Raw genomic sequence first — 23,301 nt, forward strand, 5'->3', positions numbered from 1 at the left:
TTCTATATCTATCTCGTAATGACTAGAGAACCTAGCAGAAAAGGAGAGATAGAATTGAAACGAATGATAGTGAGAATGACCCTGCCGCTGCTGATCGTTTGTCTGGCGTTTTCTTCTTTTTCAGCCTCAGCCCGTGCTGCTTCTGAAGAAAAATATTGGGATCACTGGATTGAACGACATGCACAGCCTCTGGATGCTTCCAATGCTTCAAACAAAGACCTTCGATTTCTAAAAAAGGTGCTGAAGGGAAAACGAATCGTTCAGTTAGGAGAAACCACACACGGTGCTGGCGAAATCAATGCCACAAAGGTCAGAATGATCAAATACCTCCACGAAGAGCTGGGATACGATGTATTGGCCTTTGAATCCGGCTTTCCTGATACAAATGCATCCTACCTTAATATGGACCAATTAACCCCTAAAAGCACGATGAAAAACTCCATTTACGCTGTATGGCACACAGAAGATGTCGTCGAATTGTTTGATTACATGAAAGAGCAAAAAGAGAAAGGCGATCCGCTGATCCTTACCGGTTTTGATATTCAAAGCATGAAGAATTCATTCAATGTAGCTGCGACTCAATGGGTAAAAGCGGTGGACCCTGAGAAAGCAGAGTTGCTCTCCCAATCAGAAAATGATTTTTCAACATTAGTGACAGACAGCAATACGTTTGATGAATTTTCGCAAAAGAAGGAAAAGCTTGTGAAAAACTATCAGAAGCTGATCAAGTTCACTAAAACACATGCTTCAGAGCTAAAAGAAAACCTTCCAAAAGAGCCGAAAGCTTATGAGATGTTTATGCATTCTCTTCAGCTGAGAATTGACGTAATGGAAACATATATGCTGGAAGAAATGAAAGAAAAACTAGAGGAGTATCCGGAGAATATTGAGGATTTTTCATTCTTTATGAGAGACCGCATGATGGCTGAACAATTTCAGTGGGTAGCCGACACCCTTTATCCGAAAAAGAAAATCATTGTCTGGGGCCACAATTACCATCTACGCAAACAGAATACGAAGATGATAAAGGACTGGGTACAGCTAAACGGCCCTAACATGGGTGATTATTTGCCGGAGCGGCTGAAAAAACAAACATATACGATTGGCATTTATGCTTACTCAGGTGCGAGTCTTGATAGCTCCGATAATAAGACTGTTAAGCCGGTTACAAGCCCGCCGCCGTCTGGGAGCCTTGAAGCTTTGCTGAAAGCGGCGGACCGACCGGCTGTTTTTGTTGATTTTCTCCATACAAAAAACAAGAAAGGCACTTCGTGGATGTATACCCCGCGGACTGCGCTCTATTGGGGGTACATGGAAGAGCAGATGATCCTGAAGGAACAATATGACGGTGTCATTTGGCTGGAGCATATCACGCCCTCTGTCATTATCAAGTGAGCGGTGTCCCCTGTGGTAAACAGGGGATTTTTACATATCGCAAAAATAATCAAAACATATAATCCGTGATCCATTATTCTAAAACAGAAAGGAGATTGGAGCGTGCAATGTATTATGAAAAAGCTGTCCAGAAAACAATCAATTGGATTGAATCACATTTACATGAGCAAATATCAAACGAGGATATTGTTAACGTTTCAAGCTTTTCAAAATTCCATTTTCATCGGATTTTTCAAAAAGAAGTCGGCATGTCGGTTGCTTCTTATATTCGGTTAAGACGTCTTGCGAATGCGGCGGCAGCTTTGCTTTATACAGATCATCGTATTATCGATATTGCTTTGTATTATCAGTTTGAATCTCAAGAAGCATTTACGAGGACGTTCAAAAAGATGTATCACATGCCGCCAGGAGCATACCGAACATTTATGAAACGCTTTACTTCAAAAAAGGAGGAATCTTACATGGAGAAAAAAATGAAAGGCTGGGTATTGAGCGGGAGCCATCCGTTCCAATTCGAAATGGGGATTGACCGGGAAAATGTACATCAGGGAAAAGCTTCAGGGTATTTAAAGTCAACGATGGTTCAGGATATCGGTGAATTTGCGACGATGATGCAGCAATTCAAAGCAGATCGCTATCTAGGAAAAAGGCTTCGTCTATCAAGTTTTATCAAAACAAAGGGGGTGCAGCATTTTGCCTCACTTTGGATGCGGGTTGACAGTGCTGCTGATGATGTTCTCCAATTTGATAATATGAGCAACAGACCTATTACCGGAACAACCAATTGGAATCATTATGCTATCGTTTTAGATGTCCCAGAAAATAGCGCTGTGATATCTTTTGGCGTTCAATTATCTGGGCCGGGTCAGGTGTGGATGGATCATGTTGTTTTTGAAGAGGTAGATGAGAGCGTTCCTTCAACAAACCTTGAAATGCCGGGAGAACTTTTAGATGAACCGGTAAATTTATCTTTTGAAGAGGAACTACAAAAATAGTTTTCAGACAACTACTTTTATTAGTGAGTTAATGGAAAATACTATTTGTTATTAATAAACCCTTGTGCTGCTTAGGTTTGTAAGAGCTTGGATATTTTTATCAGTCTGGGCGGATCTGTTCATCTTTGCGGCATTTTCCTGTATGATATAGTAAGAGTGTGCATAGCAACTAACTATAATTGAACAGGGTGTTTAAAACATGGAAAAACAATACAGAGTATTACTTTACTATAAATATGTTCCGATTGAAGATCCAGAGGCGTTTAGAGAGCAGCATCTGGCTTTTTGTAAGGAGCTTGGTTTGTTAGGCCGTATCCTTGTTTCTTCTGAAGGAATTAACGGTACGGTATCAGGTACGGTTGAACAGACTGAAAAATATATGGAAACAATGAAAGCTGATCCTCGCTTTGCGGACATGGTATTTAAAATTGATGAAGCAGAAGGCCATGCCTTCAAAAAAATCTTCGTCCGCCATAAAAAAGAGCTTGTAACGCTTCGTCTTGAAGATGATGTCGATCCGAACGAAACAACAGGCCAGCATTTGAAGCCTGCAGAATTTTATGAGAAGATGCAGGATCCAAACACAATTGTCATCGACGCGCGTAACGATTACGAGTATGACCTTGGCCATTTCAGAGGTGCGGTCCGTCCTGACATCGAAGCCTTCCGTGAATTACCTGAATGGATTGAAGAGCACAAAGATATGCTTGAAGGCAAAAAGATTTTAACGTACTGTACAGGCGGCGTGCGCTGTGAAAAGTTCTCAGGATGGCTGGTGAAGCAAGGCTTTGAAGATGTAGCTCAGCTTGATGGCGGAATCGTGACATACGGAAAAGATCCAGAGGTGCAAGGCAAGCTTTGGGACGGCCAGTGCTACGTATTTGATGAAAGAATCAGCGTGCCTGTCAACCGTGTCGAGCATGTGATTGTCGGCAAGGACTACTTTACAGGAGAACCGTGTGAGCGTTATGTGAACTGCGCAAATCCATCTTGCAATAAAAAAATGATATGCACACCGGAAAATGAGTATAAATATATGCGCAGCTGCAGCCACGAATGCCGCACGAACCCAAGAAACCTGTATGTGAAAGAGCATAATATGACAGAAGAAGAAGTAAACGCAAGACTGGCAGCGATTGAAACAGAAGATCACGCTGCTGCTGAATAAAAAAAGAACACCTCGTATTGAGGTGTTCTTTTTTTCTATATGCTTTCAGTTTGGCTGTTTGCGGAAACCCATTCTTTTTGGCGGAAGGCCTTTTCCCATTTTGATACCACGATACAGGCGATCGCATGTCCCGGTACGTTCACGCCTGTTCTCGCCATGTCCATGACGCGGTCAACACCCGCGATAATGGCAACGCCTTCAGCCGGCAGTCCTACAGCATTGGCAGTCGCCAGAAGAACTACAAGCGATCCTGAGGGTACAGCTGCAATGCCTTTACTGGTCATCACAAGCACAAGCATCATGAGCAGCTGCTGGGACAATGTCATGTCTACTTGAAAGGCCTGTGCGAGAAAGATACAAGAAACCGATAAATATAAGCTGGAGCCGTCACAGTTCAATGACAAGCCGGAGGGAACGACAAATGATACCACTCGTTTGGGACAGCCGTATTTCTCCATTCTATCCATCAGCTGAGGGAGAATGGTTTCAGTGCTTGTGGTGGAAAATGCAATTAAAAACAGATCCCATATCATTTTCAATACTTCGAAATACTTAATCTGAAAGATGAGACCGACAAGCGGAAAGAGGACAAAGAGGATCAGGAACAGGCCAAGGAATACGGTGCCAACCAGCTTAAACATAGGGAGGAGGAGTTCAATGCCATATTGGCCTACAGAAGCAGCCATCAGGGCTAACACGCCGATAGGAGCAGTGACCATGACGATTTGCGTGAGCTTGAACATAATCTGAGCTGTAGATTCAAAAAACTTCATTACTGGTTCAGAAGCTTTGCCGATACCAGCTGCGGCGACACCAAATAAAATGGCGAAGAAAATAACGGCAAGCAAATCATTTCTGGCCATGACATCAATAATGTTTGTAGGGATAATATCCAGGATCATTTGCTTGAAATCAACAACTTTGTCTGTGTAGCCGGAAAGTTCATGAATATCTTTTTTTGCCAAATGGGAGAGGTCAAGCCCGACACCTGGTTTTAAGACATTCGCTAATAAAAGTCCAAGCCCTAATACCAACGTTGTAATCACTTCGAACCAAATGATCGTCTTGATGCCGAGACTGCCCATTTTTTTCATGCTTCCGCTTCCTGCGGCTCCAATGACAATGGTAGAAAATACAATCGGCACAACAATCATTTTAATCAGGCGGATAAATCCATCTCCGACAGGCCTCAGTGCCATCCCGAAATCAGGAAAAAAGTGGCCGATCACCGCGCCGACAGCCAAAGCGATTAAAATTTGAAACGCGATTAATTTTTTCAAATGAATCCCCCTTTAGAACGATAGAATGTAGGCATATTCATATCATTCGTGATTCAAATGCAAACACCTTTTTTCAAGTTATTTTATTTTGACAGCGCTTTCATTATGTTGGCGAAAAAGTCCCCCGCAGCAGGGGGGACTTTTTTACTTCATTTGAATGTGCTTTAGATCTTCTTCAGAGGTATTTGTGAAAATAACCGGTGTTATGGCTGAAGCGGCATGCTGCTTGATGTAATTGAGATCAAAGGTGAGAAGCAGTTCGCCTTGTTTGACGGCTTGTCCGCTTGTGACATGTGCTTCAAAGCCTTCCCCATTCAGTTTGACGGTATCGATGCCGACATGAATCAGGATTTCAGTGCCGCCGGCGCTCATAAAGCCGATGGCGTGTTTTGTCGGAAAAATCGAGACGATCTCGCCGTCCGCAGGTGCAACGACTTTTCCTTCTGATGGTATAATCGCAAATCCCTCGCCCATCATTTTTTCTGAAAAGACCTGATCAGGCACATCCCCTAAAGAGACTGTTTCTCCTTTAATCGGATAAATAAAGGTCTCATCGGAATCGGGCTTCAGCGGTTTGTCAGTTACCGTGTCCAGCGCGGCGGCGGTGGCAGGGACGCCTCCGGCCATGATTGTTTTGATGTCGTCTTTTAAGGCATCGGACTTGGTTCCGAATATTGCCTGGAAGTTGTTGTTGACCTCCAGCACACCTACTGCACCAAGCCGTTTTAATTCATCCTTGCAGACTTGGCTTGGCTGATGAACGGTCACACGAAGCCTTGTGATACATGCATCCAGGTTAGCGATATTTTGCTGTCCGCCCAAGGCCTGCAGCACGTGAAAGGCAAGCTGGTCTTTTGCAACTGGAGCTTTCTCCTCATTCTGACCGTCTTCATCTGTCTCACGGCCGGGCGTTTTCAAATTCCATTTCAGAATCGCAAATCGGAACAAATAATAATAAATGAAAGCAAACACGATCCCGACAGGAATGACAACCCAGCCGTTTGTAGACAGTCCGTAGTTCAAGACGTAGTCAATTCCTCCGCCTGAGAACGTATAGCCGTGGCGGACATGGAATAAATCACAAACGACAAAGATGACGCCGGCAAGAATAGAGTTAATCAAATAGAGCACGGGCGCAACGAACAAGAAAGAAAACTCAACCGGTTCTGTAATTCCGGTCAGCATAGATGTGAGCGCCGCAGAAATCATCACGCCGGAGATCATTTTTTTCTTTTCCGGACGCGCGGTATGGATAATGGCAAGAGCAACGGCCGGCAGACAGAAAATCATGTAAGGGAAATCCCCCATCATAAAGCGCCCGGCTGTCGGGTCTCCCGCGAAAAACCTTGTCAGGTCGCCGGTTACGGTGTTGCCTGTTGATGGGTCTGTGTATTCTCCCATCATAAAATAGAAAGGCGTATAAAAAATATGATGCAGGCCAAAAGGAATCAGCAAACGATAGATCGTTGCATAAAAGAACAGGCCGACTGTTGAATCGGCAATTAAACTGCTGGCTGCGTTAATTCCGTTTTGGATCAGCGGCCAAACGAATGAGAAAATGACGCCGATCACCAATGAACTGACGGAAGTAATGATCGGGACAAAGCGTTTTCCAGAGAAAAATCCAAGGACCGGATGCAGCTCGATTGATGAAAATCGCTTATATAAATAGGCGGCGAGAAGCCCGATAATGATTCCTCCGAAAACCCCCATATCAATCAGGTGCTCGGCTCCTTCATACGGAGGCTGAAGGCCGAGTAATTTTCCCATATTGTCGAGGGTGACGGTTAAAATTAAGTATCCGATGACAGCGGCAAGTCCGGCTACACCTTCTCCGCCGGCTAATCCGATCGCGACCCCCACGGCGAAAATCAGCGGAAGGTTATCGAATACAACGCCGCCCGCATCCTTTATAATAGGGATGTTCAGTAAATCCTTGTCTCCGAAACGGAGCAAAAGACCTGCTGCCGGCAGGACGGCAACCGGAGTCATCAACGCGCGGCCAAGCTGCTGCAGAATTTGAAATGCCTTTTTAAACATGACAGTCTCCTTTTATTGTGTTATGAGAATGATGCACTCTTTAATTTTTGAGCTGCTTTATAATCGGCGATAACGGTTACATGATTGTGTTTTTGAAGAATGGAGGCTGGTACATCTGTCGTGACAGGACCTTCAGCCATCTTTTGAATGGCGTCTGCTTTTTCCTCGCCGCTTGCTAAAAGCACAATATGTTTGCTGAATTCCATGATGGTTTTAATGCCCATTGAAATCGCGAGTCTCGGAACCAGCACCGGATCGCCGCCGAAGAATCTGGCATTTGCCTGTATCGTGCTTTCCGAGAGCTTCACAACACGTGTCCGGTCTTCAAAATCAGATCCCGGTTCATTAAAACCGATATGGCCATTGGCGCCGATGCCGAGAATTTGGACATCAATGCCTCCCGCCTGGCGGATGAGATCCTCGTATACTTTGCATGCCGCCTCAAGCTGCGGATTGTCTCCTTGCGGGATATGAATATGATCAGGCTGCATATTGATATGCTGAAAAAGATGCTCATGCATAAAATGGTTATAACTTTGCGGATGAGATGGAGAGAGACCAGCATATTCATCCAAATTAAATGTAGTAACCTTTGAAAAATCAATTTCGCCTGCCTGATAGTCTGAAATCAACTGCTTATACAAGCCGACCGGTGTGCTTCCTGTTGCCAGGCCGAGAACGGCATCTTTCTTAGCTTGTATTTGTTCTTTAATAATGGCAGCGCTTAACTTACAGAGTTCTTCGTAGTGCTCGGCGATCAGAATCTTCATGTGACACCCCCTCAAAGAGATAGACAAGCACCATATTTGTTATGACCAATTTATGATACTTGTCATTACGAATTTAGCACCGCCCTTATCAAACTGTCAATATTAATTTCTGAAAATTTGTTATAAAAGAAGGATACAAATCTTTCATATTGGGAGGGCAAATGGTATTATGGTCTCAATGAAAAAGAACGGATTGCATACAGAATGGGGAGAATGAAATGACAGCTTTATATTCTGTTATCAAGTTTAAAATCATTGAGTTAATTAAATCGGGCAAATATCAGGCGAATGATCAGCTGCCGACGGAGAGTGAGTTTTGCGAACAATATGATGTCAGCAGAACAACTGTGAGACTGGCTCTGCAGCAGCTAGAGCTTGAGGGATATATTAAAAGAATTCAAGGAAAAGGGACATTTGTATCGGCGGCCAAAATACAAACGCCGATTCCGCATAAGATTACGAGCTTTGCAGAACAAATGAGAGGACTTCGTTCTGAATCAAAAGTGCTTGAGCTTGTGGTGATTCCTGCCGATCATTCCATCGCCGAGCTTTTGAAAATGAAAGAGAATGAACCTGTCAACAAGCTTGTCAGAGTCAGATACGCCGAGGGGGAACCTTTGCAGTATCATACCTCATATATTCCCTGGAAGGCGGCACCGGGGCTGGCGCAGGAGGAATGCACCGGCTCGCTGTTTGAATTGTTAAGGACAAAATACAATATTGAAATCAGCAGGGGCACGGAATCGATCGAACCGATTTTAACGGATGAAACGATCAGCGGACACTTATTAACCAATGTCGGAGCGCCTGCGTTTTTATCAGAATCCCTTACCTATGATAAAAATGAAGAAGTGGTGGAATATGCGCAAATTATTACACGGGGAGACCGAACGAAATTCACCGTAGAACAGTCATATCATTCATAAAGCAATGTGTTTTAAGAAGGGAATGGTGGTTCTATGTTTTTATTTACGAATGGAAAAGTGCTGTGGGGAGCAGTGATTGCTGCATTCATCCTTTCAATTGTATTTTACCCTTTTCTGCCGACGCAGATGCCGATTCATTATGATGTTGCGAACAGTCCGGATCTGACGGTTAACAAGCTGGCGGGGACTGTGATGCTGCCTGTTTTGATGGTGGTGTTTGCATGGGCGCGGAAGATCAATTGGCAATTTGTATTCGCAGTGTATATTTTGCTGATTTGCCACATTGTCGTCCTTTGTTTAGCGCTCTAAATCAAACAGCCAGAATAAAACTGGCTGTTTTCTTTAATTTCAGCTTCATCTGACAATGAATGTGGTGTATAATAGCTGATGATCCTAAAGAATATTCTGAAATTTATAGGTGTGAAGCGGCGTATTATTAAAGGAAAGGCTGTATACTTTTTGCAGCTTTAAAAAGACTGAATATTTAAACAATTATGTGAAAGGTGTGCTGATTAGATTGAATAAGCTTATTGAACGAGAAAAAACTGTATATTATAAGGAAAAGCCCGACCCGTCTTCCTTGGGGTTTGGACAATATTTTACAGATTATATGTTTGTGATGGACTACGAAGAGGGGATTGGATGGCATCATCCGAGAATTGCGCCGTACGCACCGCTTACGCTTGATCCGTCTTCATCTGTTTTTCATTACGGCCAGGCTGTTTTTGAAGGATTAAAAGCATACAGAACAGACGACGGCAGGGTGCTGCTGTTCCGTCCGGATCAAAATATCAAACGGCTGAACAGATCGTGTGAGCGCATGAGCATGCCCCCTTTAGACGAAGAGCTGGTGCTTGAGGCATTGACGCAATTAGTTGAGCTGGAGAAAGATTGGGTTCCAAAGGAAAAAGGAACGTCACTGTATATTCGTCCTTTTGTCATTGCCACAGAACCGAGTCTCGGTGTGAAGGCATCCAGGAGCTATACATTTATGATCGTGCTTTCGCCTGTCGGCTCCTATTATGGCGACGATCAGCTGAAGCCGGTTAGAATCTATGTCGAAGATGAGTATGTGAGGGCGGTCAACGGAGGAGTCGGGTTTGCAAAAACGGCTGGAAACTATGCCGCCAGTCTTCAGGCACAGCGGAAAGCGAATGAACTGGGCTATGACCAGGTACTGTGGCTGGACGCCATCGAAAAGAAATATGTGGAAGAAGTAGGGAGCATGAACATCTTTTTCGTCATAAACGGGGAAGCTGTCACACCTGCTTTAAGCGGAAGCATTTTAAGCGGGGTTACACGTGCGTCTGCGATTGAATTGATTCGAAGCTGGGGCATTCCGGTTCGTGAAGAGAGAATATCGATTGATGAGGTGTATGCGGCCTCTGCACGCGGAGAATTGACAGAGGTCTTTGGCACAGGCACGGCAGCAGTCGTTACGCCTGTCGGTGAACTCAACATCCATGGAAAAACGGTGATTGTAGGCGACGGGCAAATCGGGGACCTCTCGAAAAAGCTGTATGAAACGATAACAGATATTCAGCTTGGCAAGGTAAAAGGCCCGTTTAACTGGACAGTGGAAGTGTGAAAATCGAAAAAGAACCTGCCCGGAGGCAGGTTCTTTTTATTTTGAATGAGTCATATCAGCAGCCGGCTGGCTTTTGCGGTTTTTTACATAATATATTGCATAGCAAATGGCCATAAATGGAACGCCGCAATAGAGTGCGATTCTTTGATTCGGATCAAAGGCAATGCCAACGACGGAAGCCAGGCATAACAGGAACGCAGCAATCGGCACGAACGGATACAAAGGGGTTCTGTATTTCAAATCAGTAACCTTGTTTCCCGCTTCGATATAACGTTTTCTGAACATGAATTGAGAAGCAGCGATTCCCATCCACACGACAACGACGGCAAAACCGGAAATCGACACGAGCACAACGTATACAGTGTCTGGCGCAAATACGCTGGACAGCAACGACAGAATGCCGCCGATCATGCTGAACACCAGCGCGTTAAAAGGGGTTCCTTTTGACGTCAGCTTTGCAAATGTCGGATGAAGCGTTTTTTCTTTTGATAAAGACCACAGCATCCGGGAAGAAGCGTAGAGTCCGGAATTAGCCGCTGACAGGATCGCTGTCAGGATAACAAAGTTCATGATATCGGCTGCGTATGGTACACCGACTCTGTCAAAGACAGCGACAAACGGGCTTTTGATGACACCTGCATCTTGAATCGGAATCAGCCCTGACAGCACAAAAATTGTTCCGACAAAGAAGAGCGAGAGACGCCAGACCGTTGTTTTTATCGCTTTTGGTATCGTCTTGTCAGGATCAACGCTTTCACCGGCTGCGATTCCGATTAGTTCCGTTCCCGAAAAGGCAAAATTGACGGACAGCATCGTCATCAAAATCGGGACAAATCCATTGGGAAAAAGCCCGCCTTCCGCCGTGAAGTTGGACAGCATCGGAGCGGCTTCTCCGCCTTTGATCGGGATGATGCCGAACATGGCAGAGCCGCCTAAAAGAATAAATAATACAATGGCTAATACTTTGATGCTGGAAAACCAAAATTCTGATTCAGCGAAAAACTTGACCGAAAATGCGTTAAGCAAGAAGATGAACAGCGCAAAGACGGCACTCCACATCCAAACCGATGTATGGGGGAACCAGCGCTGCATTAACAGGCCGGCTGCTGTGAATTCTGATCCCAATGCCACGGTCCATGTCAGCCAATACAGCCAAGCGACCGTAAATCCGGTGCCCGGCCCTATGTATTTGGCTGCATAGGTGTGAAAGGCGCCGGTCACAGGCATGGCGACTGACAGCTCACCGAGGCATAGCATGACCAGATAGACGATGCCGGCCCCGACTAAGTAGGCGAGTATCGTTCCGGCCGGGCCTGCTTGCTGAATGGTATAACCTGAGCTTAAAAACAGCCCGGTTCCGATGACACCTCCCAAGGAAAGCATAAAGAGGTGCCGGCTTTTCATACTTCTCTGAAAGGTTGTCTCATTCTTGTTGTGGGCAGAGTTCATCTTTTTCCAACTTTCTATCAGCGATTTATTTCCTTCCTAATAAAAAATCTCATGTCAGAAAGTGACACGAGACTCCGGCGAACCGGCTTTAAGTTAGAATATACAAACTATTCCGATAAGTCAAGTTGTTTTTAAAGAGCGGGCCCAAGCCGCAATTTCTTGAATATTTTCGGGTTTTGTCCGGCAGCAGCCGCCAATCAGCCTCGCTCCTTTTTCATGCCAGGTGCGGGCGCTCGCCCCGTAAGATTCTGCGCATGCTGCGCCGTTCCACGTTTTTGTTTCCGGATCATATTGCTCACCTGAATTCGGGTAGACAATGATCGGTTTTGACGTGTTCTTTTTTAACTCCTCTATCAAGGAAGGGATATGCTGAAGCGGCGTGCAGTTGATGCCGAGTGCTGCAATTTGGCGGTGTTCATCAAGCCACGATGCGCAGTCAGCTGCAGGTGTTCCGTCACTGATATGCAAGCCGTCTTTAGCACTGAAGCTGATCCATGCATACGTTTCAGGAAATTCCTTCAACAGCCGAACAATCGCTTTGGCTTCAGTCAGACACGGAATCGTTTCGCATGCCAATACATCAGCTCCGGCTTCAATCAGCGCCTTCATCCGGGGGCGATGAAATTCAATCAGTTCATCTTCTGATATTGCGTAGTTGCCGCGATACTCAGACCCGTCTGCAAGATAAGCGCCATAAGGGCCTATAGAAGCCGCAATGATCGGTTTTGGCCGATTCAAACGGTTCTCTTCAAGCGACCAAAATTCATCACGTGCTTCAGCTGCGATGCTGACGGACAACTCGATGAGCCGGCGTGCTTCCGCTTCGCTCAGCCCGCGTGCGGCAAAGCCTTCAAATGTAGACTGATAGCTGGCGGTGATTGCACAATCGGCGCCTGCCGCAAAATAATCAGTATGAACTTGTTTAATCAGCTCCGGCTCTTCCATCAGGATTTTTGCCGACCACAGACTGTCATTCAAATTACAGCCCTTGCGTTCAAGCTCGGTCGCCATGGCGCCGTCTAGCACAATAAGCGGGTATGTATCTAATATGTGTTGGATAGGATTCATAGAATGTACCGATGCCTTCTTTCAGATTTTTTTGAAAAAGATATGAAAATCGTAATGGAGGCTTACGTGTTTGTCAATAAACGCAAAAAGAGAAAGGTGTTCAGCCCATATGTCTGAACACCCTTTTCTTATGATATTTGTTTGTTGTGCGTGTCAGTCTTTGTGTCTGAAACCGGCCAGCACTCAATGCCATTATGGTTTTTGAGCACATCTTTATAAAAGACCGGATCCTTGCCTGCTTTTTTCTGGCGTGTATAGTCTTTCAGCGCCGTAAAAACGACCTTTGATAGTAAGAAAATCGCGATTAAATTCACGATGACCATCAAACCCATGAACAAATCAGCAAGATCCCAGACGAGCTGGACTTTGGCAACACAGCCAAACACGATCATTGCCAGCACGCCGATACGGTAGACAAAAATCAGTTTTTTGCTTTTGTTCAAAAAGCCGATATTGGTTTCGCCATAATAATAGTTTCCAATTAGAGCACAGAATCCGAATAACAAAATCAGAATCGCGAGAAAGCCTGATGCCCATGATCCGACATGGGAGCTGAGGGAGGCTTGTGTCAAGGCGATTCCGCTCAGACCCGGAGTATGATAGGCATCCGAAAACAGAATGATAAAAGCGGTGCTTGTACAAATGACCAGTGTATCTGTCAGTACACCAAAAGCTTGGATCAGCCCCTGTTTGACGGGATGGCTTGTTGTGGCGGTGGCAGCGGCATTTGGTGCGCTTCCCATTCCCGCTTCGTTTGAAAAGATTCCCCGTCTGACGCCTTGCATGAGTGCCGCGCCCAAAGCCCCGCCGGCGGCCTGGTCAAAACCAAACGCATTTTTCACGATTAGCGCAAGCACACCTGGCAGCTGCGTAATGTTGGAGAAAATGACGAAAAACGCAACTCCGATATACAGGACAGCCAATACGACGACAATGGATTCAGCCAGCTTTGCAATGCGCTTGACTCCGCCAAAAATAATCGTGCCGAATACAGCAATTAAAATGAGTCCCAATGTCAGGCGGTTTGTGCCAAACGCGTTTTCAAAGGCAAGGCTGACTGTATTGGATTGAACCGAGTTGAAGACGATACCGAACGATAAGGTGATTAACACAGCGAACAGCGCGCCCATCCACCTTTTGTTCAGCCCTTTTTCCATGTAATACGCCGGCCCGCCGCGGAAGCCGTTTACATCTTTTACTTTATAAATCTGAGCCAGTGTGCTTTCCACAAAGCTGGATGCTGATCCGATAATGGCGATAATCCACATCCAGAAGATTGCACCGGGCCCGCCGAGTGCAATGGCGATAGCAATGCCCGTAATATTTCCCGTTCCGACACGGGCCGCCATGCTGATGCAAAAGGCTTGAAACGGAGAAATGCTGTTTTTTGACCGGGAAGCAGCACCTTCTCTTAATACCCTGACCATTTCTTTCAGCATGCGAACCTGTAAAAACTTAAGCCTGAACGTAAAATAGATTCCAAAAGAAAGGAGCAAAACAATTAATAGCTTTGACCACAAAAGATCATTTGCAATACCGACGATATGTTCTAGGATTTGCTGCATAGAATCACCTCTTTTTTCATGTTTAAAAAATGCTGAGCTCCCATTCCTGCGCCATATGCTTCAGCAGCATACCGCCAGTGAGGCTGTTGCCGTATTCATCAATGGCAGGCCCGTAAATGCCGATGCCGCATCCGGATTGAAAAGGCTGTTCTCTTCTGGCGCTTGGAGGCACCAGCGCCATGATGCCGCCGGAGACGCCGCTTTTGGCCGGCACGCCGACAAACGCCGCATATTTGCCTGAAGCGTTGTACATGCCGCACGTCAGCATTAATGCCTTGGCCAATTTTGCCACATCTTTTGGAATCACCTGCTCGTGTCGAATCGGATGATACCCGTCATGAGCAAGGATCAGGCCGATCAACGCAATATCTTCTGTAGTGCTCTCCATAGCGCATTGCTTCAAGTACACCTCAAGTGTTTCTTCTACTTCAGCTTCTAAAAAGTTTGTTTCTTTTAAATAGTAGGCCAGCGCTCTGTTGCGGTGGGCGGTTTCCCATTCAGAACGGAATACTTCTTCATGAATTCTTGGCCGTTTTCCTATCAAAGTTTCCATCACCGAGTAAAGAAACTCGAGCTTTTCGTATGCAGATTCTCCGGGAAGGATCGAAGCGATGGTGAGGGCACCCGCGTTGATCATGGGATTGAAGGGCTTTCCCGGCTTGTTGATTTCGAGCCGAATGATTGAATTAAAGGCGTCACCTGTCGGCTCGACATCTACGCGGTCAAGCACATAGGGAATGCCGCGGCTCATGCAGGCGGCAATAAAGCTAATCACTTTTGAAATGCTTTGCATGGTAAAAGAGACGTTCCAGTCGCCGGCGTGTATCATCGTTCCATCAGGCTCCAATACACAGATGCCGAGCTGTGAATCATTGACTTTTCCTAAAGCGGGGATATAGTTTGCGCTTTGTCCATTGGCGGCAAAAGGGCGATAGTATTCAACCCAATCATGAAGCTGTAACGCCGGGTTTATGTCTTTCTGGTGCTCTTTTATCAATTCTTTCATCGAATTCCTCCTCACTGATTTTTTTCTTAAAGGACTGAGGTGTATCAAAACGAAGGCTAAGGGGGCGTTAAACGCTTTCATAATAGCGGAAGGTATAATTACTGTATAATGGAGACTACAGAATCATACAAAATACGACAAAAACATTTTGAAAATAAGCAGTAAGATTTATAAAAACCTCATGTTCTGGGTCAAAAGCAATTTGCAGGTTTTCTCCCGATTCCCCAAAATAAAAAGCGAGGATGTGATCAACATAAAACTGGAACGGTTTATTGAAAAAGACGGATATATACTGGCCCTCATGCTGATTACGGTGCCGCTGGCCGGTGAACTGAAATTTTATCCCCTCAATGAAGAATTCCGGGTCAGCTTTGGGGCACCGGTTTTTTTCTTCTTTTTATCATTGTTGCGGCATGTGCCCGCTGTGCTGCCGGGTTTTCTGACTGGAGCGGCTGTTTTCATCTTTCGCGTCTTTCTGGAATTATGGGGCGGAGGACACAATGGGCTGACTCCGATTCTGTATGATCAAGCGTCTGGCTTTTTCTTTTATATGACTTACGCCTGTCTGTTTTCCATATTAAAGGCCAATCGTTTCCGTGAACGGCCGATTATGCTCGGTTTCATTGGGTTTATGATTGAAGTTGTGTCAGATTGTGTCGAGCTAACTGTGCAATTTCTCATTTTTCATACGGTTGTCACGCCTGAGAAAATCACTGACATTGCGGTGATTGCGATTTCTCACACATTTATTGTGATGAGCTTTTATAGTGTGCTGAAGCTGTATGAAACACAATCGAGAGAAAAACAGACAAGGCAGCAGCACGAGCACATGCTGATGATCGTTTCCAATTTATATGAAGAAACGGTGCACCTAAAAAAGACATTGAAAACGACAGAGAAAGTGACAAACGATTCGTATCAGCTCTATCGGGAAATGAAGGGCAAGGATGTTCAGCTGAGCGGCAGAATCCTGAGACTGGCCGGAGAGATTCATGAAGTGAAAAAGGACAACCAGCGGATATTCGCAGGGCTTTCAAAACTGATTTCGAATGAGAGTTTGAGAGATTATATGAGGGCTTCTGATTTGCTGCAGCTCGTGATTCGAATGAATGAAAAGTACGCTGAAGCACTAGGGAAGCAGATTGATTTTTACTGCTCGATCGAGGGAGAGCATGACGAATATCACGTATTTATCGTGCTTTCGATCATTAATAATCTAACAGCAAATGCGGTAGAGGCTATGGATGAAGAGGGAATGGTCAGCCTGAGGCTCCGTAAGCCAAATGAGAGTATGGTAGAATTCCAGGTGGAAGACAATGGCCCCGGGATTTCCGAGAAAATCGGAGACATTGTGTTTGACCCGGGCTTTACTTCAAAATATGACGAATTTGGCACGCCTTCTACGGGTATCGGACTTTCCTACGTAAAGGAAATCGTGACAGAGCTAGAAGGGGATATCACGTTTGATAATCAGCAGCGGGGAGTGGTGTTTGCCATCAGGCTGCCTGTCCGGCATTTGATTCAGAAAGGGTGAACCAAAAGCTATGCGTTTTTTTATTGCAGATGATGACCGTGCGGTGCGGTCAATTTTAAGGCAGATCATTGAGGACGAAGATCTCGGGGAAGCTGCTGGTGAAGCAGACGACGGAAGCCAAGTGGAAGGGCATATGCTGCAATTTAAGCAGATTGATATTTTATTAATCGATCTGTTAATGCCCGGAAGAGACGGCATTGAGACGATTCGTCAGATCCAGAATACGTACTCCGGCAAAATCGTAATGATCTCTCAAGTGGAGGCGAAGGAAATGGTCGGGGAAGCGTACTCGCTCGGCATCGAATATTTTATCCATAAGCCGATTAACCGCATTGAAATTGTCACGGTTCTCCAAAAGGTGAAGGAGCGGATCGAGCTTGAACACTCGATTGGAGCCATTCAGCATTCTCTAAGCCGGCTTGTCAATCGGACTGAACGGAAAGCGCGTCCCCAGCAGAAGAGTGACAGCGGTTTAAAAGAGGCAGGAACATTCCTGTTGTCCGAGCTGGGCATGATGGGAGAAGGCGGCGCACATGATCTCATGGCGGTCCTGCAGTATTTAGCAGAACACGAGCAATCCGAGCCGCACGAAAAACAAAGCCCTTCGCTAAAACAAATATTCACCCAAGTAGCGGTACGGAAGCTGGGGACAGGAGCCTCACAGACGGAAGTCAATCGCGAAATGAAAGCCTCGGAGCAGCGTATCCGCAGAGCGATTATTCATTCGCTGCACCATTTTGCTTCACTGGGCACAACTGATTTTTCGAATCCAAAATTTGAAACCTATGCATCGAAATTCTTTGATTTTCCGGTTGTCAGCCAGAAAATGAAAGAACTCCAATCCAAGGATGCAAAACCCCTTGCACCTGCTAGAATAAATATGAAAAAATTCATCCACGTGTTTTTTTTGGAAGCAAAGCTTTTGCATGAGACGATGAAACAAAGAAGGATATAAACCAAACAGCCGGCTGACCAGGCTGTTTTTTTGCTGCGCAGAATCCCGGCCGGACAGTGATTTACCGCTTTTTTATAAAATATCAGAAAATAAAGATATTGACTTATTGTTTATTTGTCTTACAATTAAACAAAAGGATATATGGGAAGGAGCGGATGTGAAAGAAAAATTAATAAAAGCGCTTACAGATAGAGGCCGTATACACAAATAACAGGAGGTTATGTTGATGAGCCGTATCAGAAAAGCACCCGCTGGAATTTTAGGTTTTCCGGTTGCTCCTTTTAACACACAAGGAAAACTGGAGGAAGAAGCTCTTTTTCAAAACATTGAGTTTTTGCTGAATGAGGGCTTGGAAGCGATATTTATCGCTTGCGGGTCTGGTGAATTCCAATCTCTCAGCCAGAAGGAATATGAGCAAATGGTGGAAGTCGCAGTCTCGGCAGCCGGAGGAAAGGTGCCGGTCTACACGGGGGTGGGCGGCAACCTCAGCACAGCGCTTGATTGGGCGCAGCTGTCGGAGAAAAAAGGCGCCGACGGCTACTTGATTCTGCCTCCGTATTTGGTGCATGGCGAACAGGAGGGGCTGTACCAGTATGCGAAAACGATTATTGAAAGCACTGACTTGAACGCGATTCTTTATCAGCGCGATAACGCAGTTCTCTCTGTTGAACAGATCAAACGTCTGACCGAATGTGAACAGCTTGTCGGTGTCAAAGACGGGGTAGGAAATATGGATTTGAATATCAATCTCGTCTATACGATCGGCGACCGCTTGGGATGGCTCAACGGAATGCCGATGGCTGAAGTGACGATGCCGGCTTATCTGCCGATCGGGTTCCACTCTTACTCTTCAGCGATTTCAAATTATATCCCGCATATTTCGCGAATGTTCTATGATGCATTGAAAAACGGAAATGACGAGCTTGTGAAGGAACTCTATCGGCATGTGATTCTGCCGATCAACGACATTCGCAAACAACGAAAAGGCTACGCCGTATCCTTGATTAAAGCCGGTATGGAAATCATGGGTTTGAATGTAAGGAATACAGCCAGACCGCCTGTCGGCCCGGTTGAAAAAGATCATTATCAGCAATTGGAAGCAATTTTGAAGCAGGCGGCTGACCGTTTTCCGAAAAAAGCCGCGACGGTTTGACCAGAAAAAACACGAAAGGGGCAATGGGCATGTCTGTGATCACGGAACAAAACACGTACCTCAACTTTATTAACGGAGAGTGGGTTAAGTCTCAATCAGGCGATATGGTCAAAGTCGAAAACCCTGCCGATGTGAATGATATTGTCGGATATGTACAGAATTCAACGGCTGAAGATGTGGAACGTGCCGTCACCGCCGCCAATGAAGCCAAAACGGCTTGGAGAAAGCTGACGGGTGCCGAGCGCGGCCAATACTTATACAAAACAGCGGATATCATGGAGCAGCGCTTGGAGGAAATCGCCGCCTGTGCAACGCGTGAAATGGGTAAAACATTGCCGGAAGCGAAGGGAGAAACAGCCCGGGGGATTGCCATTCTGCGCTATTACGCCGGAGAGGGCATGCGAAAAACGGGTGACGTCATTCCGTCTACTGACAAAGACGCGCTCATGTTTACCACCCGTGTTCCGCTCGGTGTGGTCGGTGTGATTTCTCCGTGGAACTTCCCAGTGGCGATTCCGATTTGGAAAATGGCGCCGGCATTGGTATACGGCAATACCGTTGTCATCAAACCGGCGACAGAAACAGCTGTGACATGCGCGAAGATCATTGCCTGCTTTGAGGAAGCGGGGCTCCCGGCAGGGGTCATCAATTTGGTGACAGGCCCGGGTTCTGTTGTCGGGCAGGGGCTTGCTGAGCATGACGGTGTAAACGCCGTTACGTTTACCGGTTCAAATCAAGTCGGAAAAATCATCGGGCAAGCCGCTTTAGCGAGGGGAGCCAAATATCAGCTTGAGATGGGCGGCAAAAACCCTGTCATCGTAGCTGATGACGCTGACCTTGAAGCTGCGGCAGAAGCTGTCATAACGGGGGCCTTCCGTTCAACCGGCCAGAAATGCACCGCGACAAGCCGTGTCATCGTACAAAGCGGAATTTACGAGCGCTTTAAAGAAAAACTGCTCCAGCGCACAAAAGATATTACAATCGGAGACAGCTTAAAAGAGGATGTCTGGATGGGACCGATAGCCAGCAAGAATCAGCTTGATAACTGCCTGTCATACATTGAGAAAGGCAAACAGGAGGGCGCTTCCCTTTTAATAGGAGGAGAAAAGCTGGAGAACGGAAAGTATCAAAACGGCTATTATGTTCAGCCTGCCATCTTTGACAATGTGACATCTGAGATGACAATTGCCCAGGAGGAAATTTTCGGTCCGGTGATCGCCTTGATCAAGGTGGACTCGATAGAGGAGGCGCTGAACATCGCCAATGATGTGAAGTTCGGTTTAAGTGCATCCATCTTCACGGAAAACATCGGCCGAATGCTTTCTTTCATTGATGAAATCGATGCCGGGCTGGTTCGGATCAATGCAGAAAGCGCAGGTGTTGAGCTGCAGGCGCCTTTTGGCGGCATGAAGCAGTCGAGCTCCCACTCCCGAGAACAGGGTGAGGCAGCGAAGGACTTTTTCACAGCGATCAAAACTGTTTTTGTGAAGCCGTAATGGTGCTGGAAAGAGGCGTGCGTCTCTTTCCCGGTTTATCACAACCAGCATATGATTCTCTACTTTGAAAAGGAGAAGATACTATGAAAAAAGACTTTGCGAGTGTTACTCCGGCGGGCAAAAAAACGTCCGTGCGCTGGTTCATCGTGTTTATGCTGTTTCTTGTGACCTCTATTAACTACGCGGATCGAGCGACGCTTTCCATCACCGGAGATTCCGTCCAGCACGATTTGGGATTGGACTCGGTCGCCATGGGATATGTCTTTTCTGCCTTTGGCTGGGCCTATGTCATCGGACAGCTTCCGGGCGGCTGGCTGCTGGACCGTTTTGGTTCAAAGACTATCATTGCGTTAAGCATCTTTTTCTGGTCGTTTTTTACGTTGCTGCAAGGGGCGATTGGCTTTTTCTCCGCCGGCACAGCGATTATCCTGCTGTTTGCACTGCGTTTTCTGGTTGGTTTATCAGAAGCGCCTTCATTTCCCGGAAACGGCAGAGTTGTTGCCTCATGGTTTCCAAGCTCCGAGCGCGGGACAGCTTCAGCCTTTTTTAATTCAGCACAATACTTCGCAATCGTCATTTTTTCTCCTTTAATGGGCTGGCTTACCCACTCTTTCGGCTGGCATTCCGTTTTCGTTGTCATGGGTATTGCAGGCATTCTTCTGGCTGTCATCTGGCTAAAAACGGTGTATGAACCGAAAAAACATCCGAAGGTTAATGAAGCTGAGCTTGCGTACATCGAACAGGGCGGCGGGCTGATTTCCATGGATGACAGTAAAAGCAAACAAGAAACAGAATCGAAATGGCCGTATATCAAACAGCTGTTAACGAACCGCATGCTGATTGGCGTGTACATCGCGCAATACTGTATTACGACTCTCACCTATTTCTTTCTCACATGGTTTCCGGTATATTTGGTTCAGGCCCGCGGCATGTCTATTCTTGAAGCTGGGTTTGTCGCTTCCCTGCCGGCGCTGTGCGGATTTGCCGGCGGCGTGCTTGGGGGCATTGTGTCAGACATCTTACTCAAAAAAGGCCGTTCACTGACCTTTGCAAGAAAAGTGCCAATCATTGCCGGCATGCTGCTGTCTTGCAGTATGATTGTCTGTAACTACACAGATTCAGCATGGCTCGTCGTTGTCATTATGTCGCTCGCGTTTTTCGGAAAAGGCTTCGGCGCATTGGGTTGGGCTGTCGTGTCGGACACGTCTCCGAAAGAATGTGCAGGATTAAGCGGCGGTTTGTTCAACACTTTCGGGAATATTGCCTCAATTACAACACCGATTATTATCGGATACATTGTCAATGCCACTGGATCTTTCAATGGCGCGCTTGTGTTTGTCGGCGCTAACGCGATTGCGGCGATCCTCAGCTATTTGCTGCTGGTCGGGCCGATCAAACGGGTCGTGTTAAAGAAACAAGAACAAGACCCCGATCAATCGTTGCCTGTCTAATATTTATGAAAGCGCTTTATAAAGGGAGGAAAATGCATGAGTTCACCGATACAAGAGCAGGTTCAAAAAGAAAAAAGATCGAATATTCCCTCAATTTCTGAAATGAAGGTGATTCCTGTTGCGGGACATGACAGCATGCTGCTGAATCTAAGCGGAGCACACAGCCCGTTTTTTACCCGGAATATCGTAATCTTAACAGACAGCAGCGGAAATCAGGGAGTCGGCGAGGTGCCTGGCGGAGAGCATATTCGCCGCACACTGGAGCTGTCAGAGCCGCTTGTTGTCGGAAAATCTATCGGTGCGTACCAGGCGATATTGCAAACGGTCAGAAAGCAGTTTGGCGATCAGGACAGGGGAGGGCGAGGAAACCAGACGTTTGATTTGCGCACCACTGTGCACGCCGTCACCGCACTGGAAGCGGCTTTGTTGGATTTGCTTGGAAAGTTTCTTCAGGAACCGGTCGCGGCTTTGCTGGGCGAAGGGAAGCAGCGTGATGAAGTAAAAATGCTCGGTTACCTCTTTTACATCGGCGACCGAAATCGGACGACCTTGCCGTATCAAAGCGATGAGCAGTCAGATTGTGCGTGGTTCCGTCTGCGCCATGAGGAAGCGCTGACGCCGGAGGCCATTGTGCGTCTTGCCGAATCCGCACAGGAGCGCTATGGCTTTCAGGATTTCAAATTGAAAGGCGGGGTGCTGCGGGGAGAAGAGGAAATCGAAGCTGTTACCGCATTATCGAAACGTTTTCCAGAGGCAAGGATCACTCTTGATCCGAACGGGGCATGGTCATTAGAGGAAGCTATTGCATTATGCAAAGGAAAGCAAGATGTGCTCGCGTATGCGGAAGATCCATGCGGGGATGAGAATGGCTACTCCGCTCGTGAAGTAATGGCTGAATTCCGCCGCGCGACAGGGCTTCCGACTGCGACAAATATGATTGCGACTGACTGGCGGGAAATGGGTCACGCGATTCAGCTCCACGCGGTCGATATACCGCTGGCTGATCCGCATTTTTGGACGATGCAAGGGTCGGTGCGGGTTGCGCAAATGTGCCATGATTGGGGTTTGACATGGGGCTCGCACTCCAACAACCACTTTGATATTTCCCTTGCGATGTTTACCCATGTGGCAGCAGCGGCTCCGGGGCGGATCACGGCGATTGATACCCATTGGATCTGGCAGGACGGGCAGCGATTAACGAAACAGCCTTTTGAGATTTCTTCTGGCTGTGTCAAGGTGCCGGATAAGCCTGGACTAGGCGTCGATATTGATATGGAACAAGTGGAAAAAGCGCATGAGATCTATCGGAAAATGAATTTAGGCGCACGGAATGATGCGATCCCAATGCAGTTCCTGATCAGCAACTGGGAATTTGACCGGAAGCGCCCGTGTCTTGTGCGATAAGTTTGATTGTAAATATTGTCATATCCGCTATTTTGTCTTACAATTGAACAACTGAAGG

The 23,301-nt window shown here is 46.4% G+C and carries 19 protein-coding genes; 12 read left to right on the forward strand and 7 right to left on the reverse strand.

Features of this window, described 5'->3' with window-relative positions; translation table 11 throughout:
• The first annotated feature begins 54 nt into the window (after positions 1-54).
• The 3 genes from NST22_RS01395 (at position 55) to NST22_RS01405 (ending at position 3,558) form a co-directional block, all read left to right on the forward strand.
• A complete protein-coding gene (locus NST22_RS01395; protein WP_003246404.1) occupies positions 55-1,395 on the forward strand; it encodes an erythromycin esterase family protein in 1,341 nt (446 codons plus the stop codon).
• A 107-nt stretch (positions 1,396-1,502) separates the two neighbouring features.
• Positions 1,503-2,390 carry an AraC family transcriptional regulator gene (locus tag NST22_RS01400; RefSeq protein ID WP_003246240.1) on the forward strand — a complete coding sequence of 296 codons (888 nt, stop codon included), beginning with the start codon at positions 1,503-1,505 and terminating at the stop codon, positions 2,388-2,390.
• 199 nt (positions 2,391-2,589) lie between these two features.
• Positions 2,590-3,558 (forward strand): rhodanese-related sulfurtransferase, encoded by a 969-nt coding sequence (locus NST22_RS01405; protein ID WP_003246287.1) that lies wholly within the window; start codon positions 2,590-2,592, stop codon positions 3,556-3,558.
• Positions 3,559-3,593: 35 nt separating this feature from the next.
• On the opposite strand, the gene gltP is transcribed toward NST22_RS01405, so the two are convergent.
• The 3 genes from gltP to nagB form a co-directional block, all read right to left on the reverse strand.
• The gene (gene gltP / locus NST22_RS01410; protein ID WP_003234847.1) at positions 3,594-4,838 is read right to left on the reverse strand and encodes a glutamate-aspartate/proton symporter GltP; all 1,245 of its coding nucleotides are present in this window, start codon (positions 4,836-4,838) and stop codon (positions 3,594-3,596) included.
• A 144-nt stretch (positions 4,839-4,982) separates the two neighbouring features.
• A complete protein-coding gene (gene ptsG / locus NST22_RS01415) occupies positions 4,983-6,878 on the reverse strand; it encodes a glucose-specific PTS transporter subunit IIBC (RefSeq protein ID WP_003246270.1) in 1,896 nt (631 codons plus the stop codon).
• Between the two features lie 20 nt (positions 6,879-6,898).
• Entirely contained in the window at positions 6,899-7,648 is a 750-nt protein-coding gene (gene nagB / locus NST22_RS01420; RefSeq protein ID WP_003246480.1) for a glucosamine-6-phosphate deaminase, read from the reverse strand.
• A gap of 218 nt (positions 7,649-7,866) precedes the next feature.
• On the opposite strand from nagB, the gene gamR reads away from it, so the two are divergent.
• The 3 genes from gamR to NST22_RS01435 all read left to right on the forward strand — a co-directional run bounded on the left by gamR (position 7,867) and on the right by NST22_RS01435 (position 10,162).
• On the forward strand, positions 7,867-8,574 hold the full coding sequence (gamR, locus tag NST22_RS01425) for a transcriptional regulator GamR (protein WP_003234841.1): 708 nt from the start codon (positions 7,867-7,869) through the stop codon (positions 8,572-8,574).
• Positions 8,575-8,607: 33 nt separating this feature from the next.
• Positions 8,608-8,883 carry a DUF1648 domain-containing protein gene (locus NST22_RS01430; RefSeq protein ID WP_003234840.1) on the forward strand — a complete coding sequence of 92 codons (276 nt, stop codon included), beginning with the start codon at positions 8,608-8,610 and terminating at the stop codon, positions 8,881-8,883.
• Positions 8,884-9,091: 208 nt separating this feature from the next.
• Complete coding sequence (locus NST22_RS01435) at positions 9,092-10,162, forward strand: branched-chain amino acid aminotransferase (RefSeq protein WP_003246499.1); 1,071 nt, start codon at positions 9,092-9,094, stop codon at positions 10,160-10,162.
• 36 nt (positions 10,163-10,198) lie between these two features.
• Here the strand turns inward: NST22_RS01435 and mmuP are convergent, their stop codons facing one another.
• The 4 genes from mmuP to NST22_RS01455 form a co-directional block, all read right to left on the reverse strand.
• The gene (mmuP, locus tag NST22_RS01440) at positions 10,199-11,611 is read right to left on the reverse strand and encodes an S-methylmethionine permease (RefSeq protein WP_009966441.1); all 1,413 of its coding nucleotides are present in this window, start codon (positions 11,609-11,611) and stop codon (positions 10,199-10,201) included.
• Positions 11,612-11,731: 120 nt separating this feature from the next.
• On the reverse strand, positions 11,732-12,679 hold the full coding sequence (gene mmuM / locus NST22_RS01445) for a homocysteine S-methyltransferase (protein ID WP_003246467.1): 948 nt from the start codon (positions 12,677-12,679) through the stop codon (positions 11,732-11,734).
• 128 nt (positions 12,680-12,807) lie between these two features.
• On the reverse strand, positions 12,808-14,244 hold the full coding sequence (locus NST22_RS01450) for an alanine/glycine:cation symporter family protein (RefSeq protein WP_003246395.1): 1,437 nt from the start codon (positions 14,242-14,244) through the stop codon (positions 12,808-12,810).
• Positions 14,245-14,266: 22 nt separating this feature from the next.
• Positions 14,267-15,250 carry a glutaminase gene (locus tag NST22_RS01455; RefSeq protein ID WP_003234829.1) on the reverse strand — a complete coding sequence of 328 codons (984 nt, stop codon included), beginning with the start codon at positions 15,248-15,250 and terminating at the stop codon, positions 14,267-14,269.
• A gap of 301 nt (positions 15,251-15,551) precedes the next feature.
• On the opposite strand from NST22_RS01455, the gene glnK reads away from it, so the two are divergent.
• The 6 genes from glnK (at position 15,552) to gudD (ending at position 23,243) form a co-directional block, all read left to right on the forward strand.
• Positions 15,552-16,784 (forward strand): two-component system sensor histidine kinase GlnK, encoded by a 1,233-nt coding sequence (glnK, locus tag NST22_RS01460; protein ID WP_010886394.1) that lies wholly within the window; start codon positions 15,552-15,554, stop codon positions 16,782-16,784.
• 10 nt (positions 16,785-16,794) lie between these two features.
• Positions 16,795-17,739: a glutamine utilization two-component system response regulator GlnL gene (gene glnL, locus NST22_RS01465; RefSeq protein WP_003234824.1), complete on the forward strand. Its 945-nt coding sequence runs from the start codon at positions 16,795-16,797 to the stop codon at positions 17,737-17,739.
• 226 nt (positions 17,740-17,965) lie between these two features.
• Complete coding sequence (gene kdgD / locus NST22_RS01470; RefSeq protein ID WP_003246372.1) at positions 17,966-18,892, forward strand: 5-dehydro-4-deoxyglucarate dehydratase; 927 nt, start codon at positions 17,966-17,968, stop codon at positions 18,890-18,892.
• A gap of 29 nt (positions 18,893-18,921) precedes the next feature.
• A complete protein-coding gene (gucD, locus tag NST22_RS01475) occupies positions 18,922-20,388 on the forward strand; it encodes an alpha-ketoglutaric semialdehyde dehydrogenase GucD (protein WP_003246263.1) in 1,467 nt (488 codons plus the stop codon).
• Between the two features lie 83 nt (positions 20,389-20,471).
• On the forward strand, positions 20,472-21,839 hold the full coding sequence (gudP, locus tag NST22_RS01480) for a glucarate transporter GudP (RefSeq protein ID WP_003234818.1): 1,368 nt from the start codon (positions 20,472-20,474) through the stop codon (positions 21,837-21,839).
• Between the two features lie 36 nt (positions 21,840-21,875).
• The gene (gudD, locus tag NST22_RS01485) at positions 21,876-23,243 is read left to right on the forward strand and encodes a glucarate dehydratase (protein ID WP_003234816.1); all 1,368 of its coding nucleotides are present in this window, start codon (positions 21,876-21,878) and stop codon (positions 23,241-23,243) included.
• The last annotated feature ends 58 nt before the right edge of the window (positions 23,244-23,301 follow it).

This window comes from Bacillus sp. PS237, from assembly GCF_037963345.1.
In the GTDB taxonomy this organism is placed as follows: Bacteria; Bacillota; Bacilli; order Bacillales; family Bacillaceae; genus Bacillus; species Bacillus subtilis.

Excerpts from the sequence above, each read along its gene's own strand:
- NST22_RS01400 (WP_003246240.1), top strand. The coding sequence starts at position 1,503 with ATGTATTATGAAAAAGCTGTCCAGAAAACAATCAATTGGATTGAATCA.
- NST22_RS01405 (WP_003246287.1), top strand. The coding sequence starts at position 2,590 with ATGGAAAAACAATACAGAGTATTACTTTACTATAAATATGTTCCGATT.
- ptsG (WP_003246270.1), bottom strand. The coding sequence starts at position 6,878 with ATGTTTAAAAAGGCATTTCAAATTCTGCAGCAGCTTGGCCGCGCGTTG.
- nagB (WP_003246480.1), bottom strand. The coding sequence starts at position 7,648 with ATGAAGATTCTGATCGCCGAGCACTACGAAGAACTCTGTAAGTTAAGC.
- gamR (WP_003234841.1), top strand. The coding sequence starts at position 7,867 with ATGACAGCTTTATATTCTGTTATCAAGTTTAAAATCATTGAGTTAATT.
- NST22_RS01430 (WP_003234840.1), top strand. The coding sequence starts at position 8,608 with ATGTTTTTATTTACGAATGGAAAAGTGCTGTGGGGAGCAGTGATTGCT.
- mmuP (WP_009966441.1), bottom strand. The coding sequence starts at position 11,611 with ATGAACTCTGCCCACAACAAGAATGAGACAACCTTTCAGAGAAGTATG.
- mmuM (WP_003246467.1), bottom strand. The coding sequence starts at position 12,679 with ATGAATCCTATCCAACACATATTAGATACATACCCGCTTATTGTGCTA.
- NST22_RS01450 (WP_003246395.1), bottom strand. The coding sequence starts at position 14,244 with ATGCAGCAAATCCTAGAACATATCGTCGGTATTGCAAATGATCTTTTG.
- NST22_RS01455 (WP_003234829.1), bottom strand. The coding sequence starts at position 15,250 with ATGAAAGAATTGATAAAAGAGCACCAGAAAGACATAAACCCGGCGTTA.
- glnK (WP_010886394.1), top strand. The coding sequence starts at position 15,552 with ATGCTGATTACGGTGCCGCTGGCCGGTGAACTGAAATTTTATCCCCTC.
- glnL (WP_003234824.1), top strand. The coding sequence starts at position 16,795 with ATGCGTTTTTTTATTGCAGATGATGACCGTGCGGTGCGGTCAATTTTA.
- kdgD (WP_003246372.1), top strand. The coding sequence starts at position 17,966 with ATGAGCCGTATCAGAAAAGCACCCGCTGGAATTTTAGGTTTTCCGGTT.
- gucD (WP_003246263.1), top strand. The coding sequence starts at position 18,922 with ATGTCTGTGATCACGGAACAAAACACGTACCTCAACTTTATTAACGGA.
- gudP (WP_003234818.1), top strand. The coding sequence starts at position 20,472 with ATGAAAAAAGACTTTGCGAGTGTTACTCCGGCGGGCAAAAAAACGTCC.
- gudD (WP_003234816.1), top strand. The coding sequence starts at position 21,876 with ATGAGTTCACCGATACAAGAGCAGGTTCAAAAAGAAAAAAGATCGAAT.